Source organism: Mesorhizobium sp. (genome assembly GCF_005063415.1).
Taxonomy (GTDB): Bacteria; Pseudomonadota; Alphaproteobacteria; order Rhizobiales; family Rhizobiaceae; genus Mesorhizobium.
Window position 1 is genome coordinate 1 of record NZ_SUEG01000141.1, and the last position, 13,117, is coordinate 13,117.

At 63.2% G+C, this 13,117-nt stretch carries 14 protein-coding genes and 1 pseudogene; 7 read left to right on the forward strand and 8 right to left on the reverse strand.

Features of this window, described 5'->3' with window-relative positions; translation table 11 throughout:
• The 6 genes from E5W70_RS25965 to E5W70_RS25990 form a co-directional block, all read right to left on the reverse strand.
• The coding region (locus tag E5W70_RS25965) for a YnfA family protein (RefSeq protein ID WP_292663858.1) at nt 1-281 on the reverse strand (281 nt) is incomplete at its 3' end.
• Between the two features lie 81 nt (nt 282-362).
• Nucleotides 363-1,652: a cyclopropane-fatty-acyl-phospholipid synthase family protein gene (locus E5W70_RS25970; protein ID WP_292663860.1), complete on the reverse strand. Its 1,290-nt coding sequence runs from the start codon at nt 1,650-1,652 to the stop codon at nt 363-365.
• Between the two features lie 152 nt (nt 1,653-1,804).
• On the reverse strand, nt 1,805-2,389 hold the full coding sequence (rplI, locus tag E5W70_RS25975) for a 50S ribosomal protein L9 (RefSeq protein ID WP_254820243.1): 585 nt from the start codon (nt 2,387-2,389) through the stop codon (nt 1,805-1,807).
• Nucleotides 2,390-2,603: 214 nt separating this feature from the next.
• The gene (gene rpsR / locus E5W70_RS25980; protein ID WP_006203718.1) at nt 2,604-2,852 is read right to left on the reverse strand and encodes a 30S ribosomal protein S18; all 249 of its coding nucleotides are present in this window, start codon (nt 2,850-2,852) and stop codon (nt 2,604-2,606) included.
• The gene (gene rpsF / locus E5W70_RS25985) at nt 2,852-3,352 is read right to left on the reverse strand and encodes a 30S ribosomal protein S6 (RefSeq protein WP_292663863.1); all 501 of its coding nucleotides are present in this window, start codon (nt 3,350-3,352) and stop codon (nt 2,852-2,854) included. Before rpsF ends, rpsR begins: the two co-directional genes overlap by 1 nt.
• A gap of 493 nt (nt 3,353-3,845) precedes the next feature.
• Nucleotides 3,846-5,771, reverse strand: coding sequence for an LTA synthase family protein (locus tag E5W70_RS25990; protein WP_292663865.1), 1,926 nt, complete (start codon nt 5,769-5,771; stop codon nt 3,846-3,848).
• Between the two features lie 247 nt (nt 5,772-6,018).
• Between E5W70_RS25990 and fabD the strand changes: the two genes are divergently transcribed.
• The 7 genes from fabD (at nt 6,019) to gmk (ending at nt 12,534) form a co-directional block, all read left to right on the forward strand.
• The gene (gene fabD / locus E5W70_RS25995; RefSeq protein WP_292663867.1) at nt 6,019-6,984 is read left to right on the forward strand and encodes an ACP S-malonyltransferase; all 966 of its coding nucleotides are present in this window, start codon (nt 6,019-6,021) and stop codon (nt 6,982-6,984) included.
• Nucleotides 6,985-7,044: 60 nt separating this feature from the next.
• Complete coding sequence (fabG, locus tag E5W70_RS26000) at nt 7,045-7,782, forward strand: 3-oxoacyl-[acyl-carrier-protein] reductase (protein ID WP_292663869.1); 738 nt, start codon at nt 7,045-7,047, stop codon at nt 7,780-7,782.
• Nucleotides 7,783-7,969: 187 nt separating this feature from the next.
• Nucleotides 7,970-8,206, forward strand: coding sequence for an acyl carrier protein (locus E5W70_RS26005; protein ID WP_006203723.1), 237 nt, complete (start codon nt 7,970-7,972; stop codon nt 8,204-8,206).
• A gap of 34 nt (nt 8,207-8,240) precedes the next feature.
• Nucleotides 8,241-9,503, forward strand: coding sequence for a beta-ketoacyl-ACP synthase II (fabF, locus tag E5W70_RS26010; protein WP_292663871.1), 1,263 nt, complete (start codon nt 8,241-8,243; stop codon nt 9,501-9,503).
• A gap of 93 nt (nt 9,504-9,596) precedes the next feature.
• On the forward strand, nt 9,597-10,817 hold the full coding sequence (gene mltG, locus E5W70_RS26015) for an endolytic transglycosylase MltG (RefSeq protein WP_292663873.1): 1,221 nt from the start codon (nt 9,597-9,599) through the stop codon (nt 10,815-10,817).
• A gap of 136 nt (nt 10,818-10,953) precedes the next feature.
• Entirely contained in the window at nt 10,954-11,844 is an 891-nt protein-coding gene (locus E5W70_RS26020) for a YicC/YloC family endoribonuclease (protein ID WP_023677702.1), read from the forward strand.
• Nucleotides 11,845-11,877: 33 nt separating this feature from the next.
• Nucleotides 11,878-12,534 carry a guanylate kinase gene (gene gmk, locus E5W70_RS26025; protein ID WP_292663876.1) on the forward strand — a complete coding sequence of 219 codons (657 nt, stop codon included), beginning with the start codon at nt 11,878-11,880 and terminating at the stop codon, nt 12,532-12,534.
• On the opposite strand, the pseudogene E5W70_RS26030 reads toward gmk, so the two are convergent.
• Nucleotides 12,535-12,823: pseudogene (locus E5W70_RS26030) on the reverse strand (DUF1330 domain-containing protein). It abuts the gene before it with no gap.
• A 75-nt stretch (nt 12,824-12,898) separates the two neighbouring features.
• A partial coding sequence (locus E5W70_RS26035) for an rRNA adenine N-6-methyltransferase family protein (RefSeq protein WP_292663878.1) occupies nt 12,899-13,117 on the reverse strand: 219 nt, incomplete at its 5' end.

Here is a 13,117-nt window from a genome sequence, read left to right on the forward strand (position 1 = left end):
ATGCAGATCGCGGCACCGGCAAGATCCCAACGGTCGGGGTGCACGCCTTCCGCCAGCCACAACCAGGCCAGCGAGGCGGCAATGTAGATGCCGCCATAGGCTGCGTAGGCCCGGCCCGCCGCGCTGGTGTCGACCAGAGCCAGCAGCCACGCGAATAGCACGAGCGAGACGAGACCGGGCGCCAACCACAGCGGCGATTTTTCCAGCCGCCACCACGCCCAGAACGAAAAGCAGCCGGCGATCTCGGCAAGTGCGGCGGCGACGTAGAGGAGGTAGGTCATGAAAAAAGGTCCCGCGTTGACGGGACCCTTTTCAGGGTGCCGGCCGGCAATGGCAAGCGGCAATGGCGTGATGCCGGCAGTCTACTCGGGATCCGCCACCTTGCGGCGGCGAGCCGGCTTGGCCGCCGGAGCCTTTTCGCGACGTCCAAGATCGCGCATCTCCAGCGCCTTCTCGCAACTGGCCATGTAGTCGCGCGTCATCGGCAGCGTGTCGTTCTTCTTGGCAATCTGGATCTGGAAGATCACCAGATCCTGCCAGCGGAAGGCAGCTTCCGAGGCGGCAAGATAGAACTCCCACATGCGGCAGAAGCGCTCGTCATAAATCGCCTTGGCCTTGTCGCGGTTGGCGGCGAAGCGCTCGCCCCAATGCTTCAAGGTCTCGGCATAATGCAGCCGCAGAACCTCGATGTCGGTAACGACGAGCCCCGATTTTTCGATGGCCGGCATCACTTCGGAGAGCGACGGGATGTAGCCGCCCGGGAAGATGTACTTGCGGATGAAGGCGCTGGTTGCCCACGGCACGCCGGAGCGGCCGATCGTGTGCAGCAGCATGACGCCGTCCGGCTTCAGCAGCGTCGCCGACTTGTCGAAGAAGGTGCGGAAATGATTGACCCCGACATGCTCGAACATGCCGACGGAGACGATGCGGTCGAAACGCTCATTGAGCTCGCGATAGTCCTTGATGTCGAAATGCACCCGGTTTTGCAGGCCTTGCGCATGGGCGCGGTCGGTGGCGACGCCGTGCTGCTCGGTCGACAGCGTCACGCCCTGTACGTCGACGTCGAATGCCTTGGCGAGATAGAGGCCAAGCCCACCCCAGCCGGAGCCGATATCAAGAACCGTCTGGCCGGCCTTCAGCCTGAGCTTGGCGGCGATATGGCGCTTCTTGGCCGCTTGTGCCTCGTCGAGCGTCATGTCCGGCTGCTCGAAATAGGCGCAGGAATACTGCATGTCCTCATCGAGGAAGAGGCGGTAGAGGTCGCCGGACAGATCGTAATGGCGCTGCACGTTGCGGCGCGCCCGCGACGCCGTGTTGATCTGCTGCAGGCGCCGGAAGGCGTGGCGCAGACCTTCGATCGCCCTCGACCAGGTGGCATCGATACCGCCGCTGCCCATGTTCTGGAAGGCAATGCGCATTACCCCCAGCACGCCGCCCTCGAGAATGTCGAGTTCACCGTCCATGTAGGCTTCCGGCACCGCCAGCATCGGATCGAAGGTTATTGCGCGCTCGGCATGCCTGGTCTTGATGTGCATGTGCACCGGCTCGCCGCTGCCGTCACCGAAAGTCACCATCGAGCCTTGCGGCCCTGTCACCTTGAGATTGCCTGTGCGGACCAGGCGGTCGAGAACGCGTTTCAGCAGAATATTCATGACCAATTGTCCCCTCTCGGCCAGACATGCTGTCCTATTCTGCATCAAGATATAGGGTTTGGAAAAGTTCCATTTGGCATAAAAATGCCCGGGTACGGGGCCCGGGCATTGGTCCAGAATAGCGTTAGCCGGCGAATGCCGACGAATGACGATCAGCCGTTGTCTTCGCCGCCCTCGAACTCCGCATTCGGATCGAAGAAGTTTTCCGGCCGCGCATTGTCGTTGATGTCCTCGCCGTAGATGGCTTCGGCGGTGGTCAGCGTTTCGCCCTTGGCCTGGCGCTCGGCTTCGTCGGCCGTGCGGGCAATGTTCAGCGTGATGGTGACCTCGACTTCCGGGTGCAGCGCGATCGCCACGTTGGTGACGCCGATGGTCTTGATCGGCTGGTTGAGCAGAATCTGGTTGCGGTTGACCGAAAAACCTTCCGCCGTCACCAGCTCGGCGATGTCGCGCGTCGAGACCGAACCATAAAGCTGACCGGTTTCGCCGGCCGAGCGCACGGCGATGAAGCTCTTGCCGTCGAGCTTTTCTGCAATCTGCGCGGCCTCGGACTTGCGCTCCAGGTTGCGGGCTTCGAGCTGGGCCCGCTGTCCCTCGAACTTCTTCTTGTTAGCTTCGTTGGCGCGGAGCGCCTTGCCTTGCGGCAGCAGGAAATTGCGGGCGAACCCGTCCTTGACCTTGACGGTATCGCCCATCTGGCCGAGGCGGGAAACGCGTTCGAGAAGAATGACTTCCATGGTTTTGTTCCTTCGCTTGGGCGCTATCCTCAGGATCGGCGCCGAGTTGTCTGGAACAGGTCAGGAAGCTGGGGCGTCGCCGCCTGTGTCGCTGTCCTGCCTGTCGCGGCAGTTAGGATCTCTTGTCGAAATCCAACCCGGGATTTGGTGTTCGATCCGGCTACGCCCGTCGTAGCCGGTCAAAAAAGCGGGCGGCGAACCGCCCGCGTAGATTTTAGCGGACCACGTAGGGCAGCAGGCCGAGGAAGCGGGCGCGCTTGATCGCCTTGGCGAGTTCGCGCTGCTTCTTCTGGCTGACGGCGGTGATGCGCGATGGCACGATCTTGCCGCGCTCGGAAATGTAGCGCTGCAGAAGCCGCACGTCCTTGTAATCGATCTTCGGGGCATTGGCGCCGGAGAACGGGCAGGTCTTGCGGCGACGGTGGAAGGGGCGCCGGGTTGGGATCTGGTTGATATCGACCATTATTCTGCCGCTCCTTCAAAGCCTTCGCGCGGACGGCGCGGGCCACGATCGGCACCGCCATCGCCGAAGCTGCGCGGCGGACGATCACCACGGTCACCGCGATCGCGGTCGCCGAATGAGCGCGGGCCACGATCGCCACGGTCGCGATCGCCGAAGCCGCCGCGTTCCGAGCGCTCTTCGCGCTTCTGCATCATTGCCGACGGACCTTCCTCATGCGCATCGACCTTGATGGTCAGGAAACGCAGTACGTCCTCGGACAGGCCCATCTGGCGCTCCATTTCATTGAGCGCGGCCGGCGGGCAGGTGATGTCCATGAGTGTATAATATGCCTTCCGGTTCTTGTTGACCCGGTAGGTAAGGGACTTCAGTCCCCAGTTCTCGACCCGGCCGACGGACCCGCCATTCGCGGTGATGACGCCCTTGTACTGTTCGACAAGCGCATCGACCTGCTGCTGCGAGAGGTCCTGCCGGGCAAGAAACACATGTTCGTATAGAGCCATAGTGTTCGTGCCTTTCTTCGTTTCTCTCCCGGTTCCCGGCGGCAAAAGCCTCTGCAACTTCTCTGACCCGCAATCCTTGCGAAGGCGGGGAAGAAAGGAGCATGACGAGACGGTCGAGAGCGGAGACACGGGAGGCGGAAGCGCTTCTGGCTTCACGCGAAGGTTTCGAAAGACCTCCGGCCCTCCGTTCAGCCCCCAGCAAGGACCGGCAGATTGCGGGCGTCTATACAGGAATTTGACCGCAAAGCAAGGCCAAACGACAGGGCAAACGGCTCGATTAGTCTCCCACCGTCCTAGAGCGCCACGGGCCTCGACGGCAAGGTTTTACGGATTTCCTGAAACCGGACCTTAACCACCATGCGAAGTTCCAGCACCGGCGGGCGTGGCTTGCATCTTCGCATCTCGGCGACATCGACGCTACGCGCAAGGACGTCTTCGACCGTTATTCCAGACCAATGTCGCCGGCCACAGGCCGCTCTCCCGCCGCCGCTGCTCAGCTCGTGTGCGCAGCCACTTTGCCTGTGGTTTCGGGGAAAAAATCGGGCGCCGCATGGCGCTTGCCGAACATCATGTCATATTGCAGCAGACGGAAGTCGCGGATTGCCGGGTCGATCTCTTTTCGACGCGACCAATCCGGGGTGGCGTCGCCCCCCGGTGCCAACAGCAAATTGCGGTCGATGACGCGGTAGCGCTCCCGCAACTGGCCGAGGAAGCCGGTGTAATAGGGATGGCTGATGCCAGCCGTCTTCAGGATATGGTAGGGCAGGAAGGCCGGGCTGACGGCACCCAGATCCTCGGCCGGGCCGCTGCGGTTAGACCAGACGACCAACGGCGTCTGGTGGTGCAGCAGCATCTGGTCGGCCGCCTCCTTGCGCGGCGCGACATTGTCCTTCAGGAAACCGGTCTCGACGTAGACCGGCCCAAGCGGCGGCAGATGGTCGCCGAAGAACGCGATGACCGTCGGCCGCTCGCGTTTCTTCGCCCATTCGATCAGCCGCTCGAGGCCGCGGTCCGCGTCGGAAGAGCCTTCGGCATAGCTCAACAGCGATTCACGCGCCCATTGGCTGATCGGCGCCTGCACCTTATGGGTCGGATTGTTATAGCGATACGGCTCATATGGTCCGTGGTTCTGCAGGCTGACGGCGAAAAAGAAGACCGGCTCGGCGCTGGTATCGGCTTCGTGGATGATCTCGTCGGTCATCGCTGCGTCCGACGCGAGCGGTCCGCGTTTTTGCATGGGCGGCAACGTCTCCTCGGACTTGAAGTCGTTGAAGCCGAAATCGGCATAGACCGCCCCCCGGTTCCAGAACCAGTTGGTGCCGGGATGGATGGCGCGCGCCCGGTAGCCCTGACTTTTCAGGAAGGCCGCGAGCGAGGGGGTCGGCGTCCGCACATATTGCTGGTAGGGAATGCTGCCCGCCGGCAGGAAGGCGTTGGAAAAGCCGGTCAGGGCCTCGAACTCGATGTTGGCCGTCATGCCGCCGAATTCGGGCGAGAACATGTAGCCCGTGCGCAGTGCCCGCACATTGGGGATAGGATCGGGTGTGATGGTGACGCCGGGCAGCTTGGTCGGATCCCAGAAGGATTCGCTCATGACGACGATGATGTCGGGCTTCTCGGCGGGTACCGAGGCCGTTACCTGCGGTTTGCCGATCGCTTCGATTGCCTTGTCGGAATAGCCGGGCGGCGCCGAGACGTGGGCCATCGGGACGTTCAGCGCGAAGGCGAGCGCAAAACCGTTTGAGGCATAGTTTTCCTTCTGGTCCCACATGATCGGGATGATCTGCAGCCGGTCGCGCGTCCACGAGAAAGTGGCATAGTCCATGATGGAGACGAAGAAGGCGATCAGCGGCACCGTGAGCGTCAGCCGGGCAAGGCGGCCCTTGTGGCTGAGTGCCGGAACGCGGCGGCGCCATAGCCGCCAGCCATAGACGAGCAGCGACAGCCCGCCGGCAATGCCGATCGCCAGGGCAATGGCGGTTCCCGGGCGATCGCGTACCAGGAGCGGCATCAGTGCCACGATCTGCCGGGAATAGAGGAAATCGGTCGGATAGAGCGGATCGCCGAGATAGAGCGACTTCTGGTGGCCGACGAACGCCAGCGACAACGTCAGCGGCGCGACGATCATCAGGCTCTGATGGCTGCGGCCGAGCACGGCGTCAAGACCGATGAGGATCAGCGCAAAAATGATGATCGTGGTCCAGCCGGGTTTGAAAGGCTGCAGAAAGAAATCAATGGTGCCGGCAAAGTTGCCGCGCACGATCAGTTCGATGGCAAACACCAGGATGGCCGCGGCCAGCAAGCTGATAAGGCCATAGCGGATGACAGGCCATTTGCGCGCCGGCAGATAGCCGGTCGACGGATCGCCTTCAAGAAACTGTGGCGCCGCCTCGGCTGCGCTCTGCTTGGTCTTTGCCACTTCAATAGTTCCCCGGCCCGCAACAAAAGCGTCACTCGATTGTCATCGAACTGTCACGCAAAGCCTAGCGTCTGCGGCGGAAATAAGAAGAGCCAACAAACAAAACGTGAGCGGTTTTCATCATGAGTGATCGCCAAAAAGCCTGCCGAAACAGGCACTCGGCCGACATTGCGCGGTCAAAGTTGGGCTTGACTTGGCCGCACGCCTTGCGTCACAGGCAACGAGAACCAGCAGCTGGGAGCCGACGATGGCCATCGCATTCACCTTTCCGGGGCAGGGCAGCCAGGCTGTCGGCATGGGCAGGGACCTCGCCGATACTTTTGTGGAATCGCGGCGGATCTTCGAGGAAGTCGACGACGCGCTCGGCGAAAAACTATCGCAGCTGATCTGGGAAGGCCCGGAAGAGATGCTGACGCTGACCGCCAATGCCCAGCCGGCGCTGATGGCGGTGTCACTTGCCGCAGTCCGGGCGCTGGAGGCGCGCGGCTTCTCCCTGGACGGCAAGGTCACCTATGTCGCCGGCCACTCGCTCGGTGAATATTCGGCACTTGCGGCCGCTGGTTTCGTTTCGGTCGTCGACGCCGCCCGGCTGTTGCGTATCCGCGGCAATGCCATGCAGGCGGCTGTACCGGCCGGCGAGGGCGCCATGGCGGCGATCATCGGGCTGGAACAGGCCGACGTCGAGGCCGCTTGCGCAGAGGCCGCCCAAGGCGCCGCCAAAGATCCCGCACAAGCCTTGGTTTGCCAGGTCGCCAATGACAATGGCGGCGGCCAGCTGGTGATCTCCGGCGCCAGGCCGGCGGTCGAACTGGCGGCGAGGCTATGCACGGAGAAGGGCGCCAAGCGGGCGCTGATGCTGCAGGTCTCGGCGCCCTTCCATTCGGCATTGATGAAGCCTGCGGCCGAGATTATGCGGGAGGCGCTGGCCGCCGTGACGAAGAGTGCGCCGGTCGTGCCACTGGTCTCGAATGTTACGGTGACCCCGACGAGCGATCCCGACGAGATCGCCCGCCGCCTCGTCGAACAGGTGATCGGGCGCGTGCGCTGGCGCGAAACGGTGGAGTGGTTCGGCGCGAATGGCGTTGCGACGCTCTACGAAGTGGGCGCCGGCAAGGTGCTGTCGGGGCTGGCCCGCCGCATCAACCGCGACATTGCCACCAGCAGCATCGGATCGGCGGCGGATGTCGAGGCGGCGCTGGCGGCGCTTGCATAATCAACTGGCGATTTGACCCCGCTCCATGCGAAGGGTGTTCGCTCAGATCAGGAGGCAAGAATGTTCGAATTGACCGGCCGCAAGGCGCTCGTCACCGGCGCATCGGGGGGCATCGGCGAGGCGATCGCCCGCGTGCTGCATGCCCAGGGCGCCATCGTCGGCCTGCACGGCACACGTATCGAGAAACTGGAGGCGCTGGCCGCCGAACTGGGCGACCGGGTCAAGCTGTTCCCGGCCAATCTTTCCAATCGCGACGACGTCAAGGCGCTCGGCCAGAAGGCGGAGGCCGATCTCGAAGGCGTCGACATCCTGGTCAACAATGCCGGCATCACCAAGGACGGGTTGTTCGTACGCATGGCTGATGCCGACTGGGATAGCGTGCTCGAGGTCAACTTGACCGCCGTGTTCCGGCTGACCCGCGAGCTTACCCATCCGATGATGCGGCGCCGGCATGGCCGCATCATCAACATCACTTCAGTGGTCGGCGTCACCGGCAATCCCGGCCAGACCAATTACTGCGCCTCCAAAGCCGGTATGATCGGCTTTTCCAAATCGCTGGCGCAGGAGATCGCCACCCGCAATATCACCGTCAACTGCGTCGCCCCGGGCTTCATCGAATCGGCGATGACCGCCAAGCTCAACGACAAGCAGAAAGAGGCGATCATGGCGGCGATCCCGACCCGGCGCATGGGCACGGGCGCCGAAGTCGCCTCTGCCGTCGCCTACCTGGCTTCCAACGAGGCAGCCTACGTCACCGGCCAGACCATTCATGTCAATGGCGGCATGGCAATGATCTAACACTTGGGAAAACGCTTCATTCCGTCTTGGATGCACGGGATTTTTCGTGTAATGCCGCCCGCAACCCGGCGGTTCGGGCAAAAACCGGTCCTGTTCCGTTGCGTTTCCGGCAGGACCATCTTTCAGCTTGATTAGCGGCATTCTGCCCGCTAACGAAGACAGACAACCAAAAGACGAGGATGCCCAAATGAGTGACACCGCAGAGCGCGTCAAAAAGATCGTCATCGAGCACCTTGGCGTCGATGCCGACAAGGTGACGGAGCAGGCGAGCTTCATCGATGATCTGGGCGCGGACAGCCTCGACACGGTCGAACTTGTCATGGCGTTCGAAGAAGAATTCGGTGTCGAGATCCCGGACGATGCGGCCGAGACCATCCTGACTGTTGGCGATGCGGTGAAATACATCGACAAGGCCTCCGCCTGACGCTATTTGCAGTCAACACCGGGGAGGACCTGCGATGAGGCGTGTCGTCGTCACGGGCCTTGGGCTGCTTTCGCCGTTCGGCATGGGCTTCGAGCACAGCTGGAAGGAGCTTCTGACCGGCCGCAGCGCAGCCAAGCGCATCACCGAGTTCGAGGTGGAAGACCTTGCCTGCAAGGTCGCCCACGTCATTCCTCGCGGTGACGGCTCCAATGCCACTTTCAATCCTGAATCCGTTCTCGAGCCGAAGGAACTGCGCAAGATCGGCGACTTCATCCTGTATGGGATCGCGGCCGCCGACGAGGCACTCAAGGATTCCGGCTGGCAGCCGAAGACGCATGAGGAACAGTGCGCCACCGGCGTGCTGATCGGTTCGGGCATCGGCGGCATCGAAGGCATCGCCGAGAATGCGATGATCCTCAAGGAACGCGGTCCGCGCCGCATCAGCCCGTTCTTCATCCCCGGCCAGATCATCAACCTCGTCTCCGGTCAGGTCTCGATCCGGCATGGATTGAAAGGCCCCAACCATGCCGTCGTCACCGCCTGCTCGACCGGTGCGCACGCCATCGGCGATGCCGCCCGGCTGATCATCTGGGGCGATGCCGACGTTATGGTCGCCGGCGGCGCCGAAGCGCCGGTGACGAGGCTGTCGGTCGCCGGGTTCGCCGCTTGCCGCGCGCTCTCCACCGAGCGCAACGACGCGCCACAAACGGCCTCACGCCCGTATGATCGCGATCGCGACGGCTTCGTCATGGGCGAGGGCGCCGGTGTTGTCGTGCTCGAGGAGCTCGAACACGCCAAGGCCCGCGGCGCCAAGATCTATGCCGAGGTCACCGGCTACGGTCTGACCGGTGACGCCTATCACATCACCGCGCCTGCCGAAGACGGCGACGGCGCTTTCCGTTGCATGACTGCGGCGCTGAACCGGGCGAAGCTGACGCCGGCCGATGTCAACTACATCAACGCGCACGGCACCTCGACCATGGCCGATACGATCGAACTCGGCGCCGTCGAGCGGCTGGTCGGCAACGCCGCCTCGAAGATATCGATGTCGTCGACCAAATCGTCGATTGGCCACCTGCTGGGCGCGGCTGGTGCTGCCGAGGCGATCTTTTCGATCCTCGCCATTCGCGACAACATCGCGCCGCCGACCATCAATCTCGACAATCCGGAGCGCGAAACGGCGATCGACCTGGTGCCGCACAAGCCGCGAGCCCGGCAGATCGACGTGGCGCTATCCAACTCCTTCGGCTTCGGTGGCACCAACGCCTCGCTCGTCTTCCAGCGCTACAATGGCTGACCGCTCCGCCGGTTTCCGTCTGCCGTCAATTTTGCCATATTCGCCCCTACTCTGCCCGAGGGGATTCGTCGCAAGATCAAATGGTAGGGCGCTATGAACACAAATCCGGCCGATAACGGGGAATTCGGGCAACGGGCAGCAACGCCCGGCCCGATCGTGCCGAAGACGGCCAGCGAGGCGTTGCGGCCCGAGGCCGGTACGCCGCCGCCGAAGCGCTCGCGTGCCTCGCGGAGCCAGTTCGTCGTGTTCATGAACTTCGTCATCTCTTCGGTGATGCTGATGGTTCTGGCGGCAGGCGTTGCGCTGTATTTCGGCAAGCAGGAGTTCAACGAGCCCGGCCCGTCGGCCAATGGCGACACTTTCCTGGTCAAGCCGAATAGCGGCGTCCAGGAGATCGCCGACCAGCTTGAGCGGCGAGGGCTGATCAGCGACGCCCGCATTTTCCGCCTTGGCGTGCGCGCCTTTGGCAATGATTCCGCCCTGAAGGCCGGCGAATACGAGATCAAGCCGCAGGCGTCGATGCACGATATCATGGAACTGCTGAAGAGCGGCAAGTCGGTGATGTATTCGCTGACTATCCCCGAGGGGCTGACGGTCGAGCAGGCGCTGCAACGGATCGCCGAGCAGGACGCGCTGACCGGCGATATGCCGTCGACCACTCCACCTGAGGGCAGCCTCGCCACCGACACGCTGCGCTTCACCCGCGGCGCAACACGCCAGCAGATGGTCGACAAGCTTCTGGCCGACCAGAAGAAGCTGGTCGACGAAGTCTGGCAGCGCCGAGCGCCGGATCTGCCGATCGCCGATGTTGAGGATTTTGTCACCCTGGCCTCTATCGTCGAGAAGGAGACCGGCAAGGGCGATGAACGCTCGCGGGTAGCCGCCGTCTTCCTCAACCGGCTGGCCAAAGGTATGCGGCTGCAGTCGGACCCGACCATCATCTACGGCCTGTTCGGCGGCAAGGGCAAACCCATCGACCGCCCGATCTATCAGTCGGACATCCAGAAGCCGACGCCCTACAACACCTATCTGATCAACGGCCTGCCGCCGACGCCGATCGCCAATCCCGGTCGTGCGGCGCTGGAGGCAGTCGCCAATCCGTCGAAGACCAGCGATCTTTACTTCGTCGCCGACGGCAGCGGCGGCCACGTCTTTGCCGCAACGCTCGATGAGCATAACGAGAACGTCGCTCGCTACCGGGCACTGCTGAAAAAGCAGGCGCAGGACGCCGCCAAGGCCGGGGCAACCAATACCGGAGCCGACACGCCGGCGGGAGCCATCGTTGACGATGCGGGCGCCACCGCCGCCCAGTAGGGCCGGACGCCATCAGGTTCGCCCTGTGCATGTCCGGGTGGATGTGCAAGGGCTGCTATGACATTGAAATTCACATGATCCTGTCCGGAGAAATCGTTCCGGCTTGAGGGCATTCGGCAAAGGGACGCACGGCTACATGAACTTGCAGAGCATGACCGGTTTTGCGCGCAGTGTCGCCGAACACGACGGCACTTCGATTGCCTGGGAAGCCAAGTCCGTCAACGGCAAGAGCGTCGAGGTCAGGCTGCGGCTGCCGCAAGGTTTCGACCGGCTGGAGCCGGCCGTCCGGCAGACGGTGCAAAAGCGTTTTGCGCGCGGCAATTTCCAGATGACGCTGACCATTGGCCGCGCCGCCGGCGCTCAAGCGCAACCTGTGGTCAACGAGGCTTTCCTGAAGGATCTGGCGGGGTTGGCCAAGCGACTGCAGGAGCAGTTCGGAGTAGCCCCTGCGGCGGCCGATGGGCTGCTTGCGCTGCGCGGCGTGCTCGACATTCCCGAAACCATCGAAACCGAAGAGGCGCGCAGTGCGCTCGATACCGCAATACTGTCGGCGCTGGAAGCAGCACTGAACGGGCTGCAGCAGGCGCGCCAGGGCGAAGGTGCCGCACTTCGTTCCCTGCTGTCCGGCCATATCGATGCCATCGAGGCGCTGACGCTGCGGGCCGAGGCCGATCCATCACGCGAGCCGGCCACGATCCGCGAAAGGCTCGCCGAGCAGATCCGCCTGTTGATGGACGCGTCCGCCAACCTGGACGCCAGCCGGCTGCATATGGAAGCGGCGTTCCTGGCCACCAAGGCCGACATACGCGAGGAGATCGACCGGCTGAAGACGCACGTGGCGTCGGGCCGGGCGCTGCTCGCCGGCGGTGGCGCCATCGGCCGCAAGCTCGACTTCTTGGCACAGGAATTCAACCGCGAATCGAATACGCTGTGTTCCAAGTCGAATGCCGCCGCGGTCACCGCCATCGGGCTGGAACTGAAGGCGGTCGTCGACCAGTTTCGCGAACAGGTCCAGAATCTGGAATGATCCCGATGCCAAGCCACATGACTGCCAAGCCCCATGACCACTAGGGATTTGGGTTCCCGCATTCGGCGCCGCGGGCTGATGCTGGTCTTGTCGTCGCCGTCAGGCGCCGGCAAGTCGACGATCGCCCGCAACCTGCTGGAGAGCGATTCCAGCCTCGAATTGTCGGTCTCGGTCACCACGCGGCCACGCCGCGGCAGTGAGATCGAGGGCGTCCATTACCACTTCCGCACCATGCGCGAGTTCGAGCGGCTGCGCGATTCGGACGCGCTGCTCGAATGGGCCGAGGTGCACGGCAATTGCTACGCGACGCCGCGCGAGCCGGCTGAACAGGCGCTGGCCGAAGGCCGGGACATGCTGTTCGACATCGACTGGCAAGGCGCTCAGCAGCTCAAGGAGAAGATGCGCGCCGACATCGTCTCGATATTCATCCTGCCGCCTTCGATGAAGGAATTGAAGGCGCGTCTGAAGCGTCGCGCCGAGGACCAGGAAGCGGTGATCGAGACGCGGCTCAAGAATGCCCGTAACGAGATCGAGCACTGGAAGGAATATGATTTCGTCATCGTCAACGACGATCTCGACCGCGCTTTCGCCGAGGTGCGGGGCATCGTCACGGCCGAACGGCTCAGACGCGATCGCCGGCCGGGCCTGTTCGATTTCGTCTCGGGGCTGCTCGACGAAAAGACGGATTGATCAAGGCGCTGTCCCCGCGACCAGGATCAGATTGCGGCTGAGCGCGGCATCGCGCAGTTCCAATGCCGCGGCATATTCGGCGGAGCGGTACCAACGCCGCGCCGTGTCTATGTCGGGGAATTCCACGATGATCAGCGGCCCGGGAGACCAGTCGCCTTCCAACATTTCCACCTCGCCGCCGCGTACCAGATAGCGCCCGCCATGCTGGGCGATGGAGGCAGCCGGCGCGATAGGCTTCGATAGCCTCCGCGTCGCGGATCGTGACGTCGGAAATGACATAGGCGGCCATTGTTTCTCTCCGGGCAGGGTTTGTCCGGCTATCTATGCCATGAGAGCGGAAATTCCACGCGGACGCGTCCCGGCATCACACCGCGTTGGTCAGGCGAACGAATTCCTCGACGCTGAGCGTCTCCGCACGCCTGGTCGGATCGATGCCGGCGCGGGTGAGCAGTGCCTCGCCGCCGAGGCTTTTCACGCTCTGCCGCAGCATTTTCCGGCGCTGGCCGAACGCCGCCTCGGTGACGCGGCTGAGCCGTTTCACCTCTGCCGGCAAGGGGCTGGCGCGTGGCACCAGATGCACCAC

Bases quoted from the DNA above. Each gene is read 5' to 3' on its own strand.
- E5W70_RS26005 (WP_006203723.1), top strand. From the start codon at position 7,970: ATGAGTGACACCGCAGAGCGCGTCAAAAAGATCGTCATCGAGCACCTT.
- rplI (WP_254820243.1), bottom strand. From the start codon at position 2,389: ATGGAAGTCATTCTTCTCGAACGCGTTTCCCGCCTCGGCCAGATGGGC.
- fabD (WP_292663867.1), top strand. From the start codon at position 6,019: ATGGCCATCGCATTCACCTTTCCGGGGCAGGGCAGCCAGGCTGTCGGC.
- E5W70_RS25970 (WP_292663860.1), bottom strand. From the start codon at position 1,652: ATGAATATTCTGCTGAAACGCGTTCTCGACCGCCTGGTCCGCACAGGC.
- E5W70_RS26020 (WP_023677702.1), top strand. From the start codon at position 10,954: ATGAACTTGCAGAGCATGACCGGTTTTGCGCGCAGTGTCGCCGAACAC.
- rpsF (WP_292663863.1), bottom strand. From the start codon at position 3,352: ATGGCTCTATACGAACATGTGTTTCTTGCCCGGCAGGACCTCTCGCAG.
- gmk (WP_292663876.1), top strand. From the start codon at position 11,878: ATGACCACTAGGGATTTGGGTTCCCGCATTCGGCGCCGCGGGCTGATG.
- fabF (WP_292663871.1), top strand. From the start codon at position 8,241: ATGAGGCGTGTCGTCGTCACGGGCCTTGGGCTGCTTTCGCCGTTCGGC.
- mltG (WP_292663873.1), top strand. From the start codon at position 9,597: ATGAACACAAATCCGGCCGATAACGGGGAATTCGGGCAACGGGCAGCA.
- rpsR (WP_006203718.1), bottom strand. From the start codon at position 2,852: ATGGTCGATATCAACCAGATCCCAACCCGGCGCCCCTTCCACCGTCGC.
- fabG (WP_292663869.1), top strand. From the start codon at position 7,045: ATGTTCGAATTGACCGGCCGCAAGGCGCTCGTCACCGGCGCATCGGGG.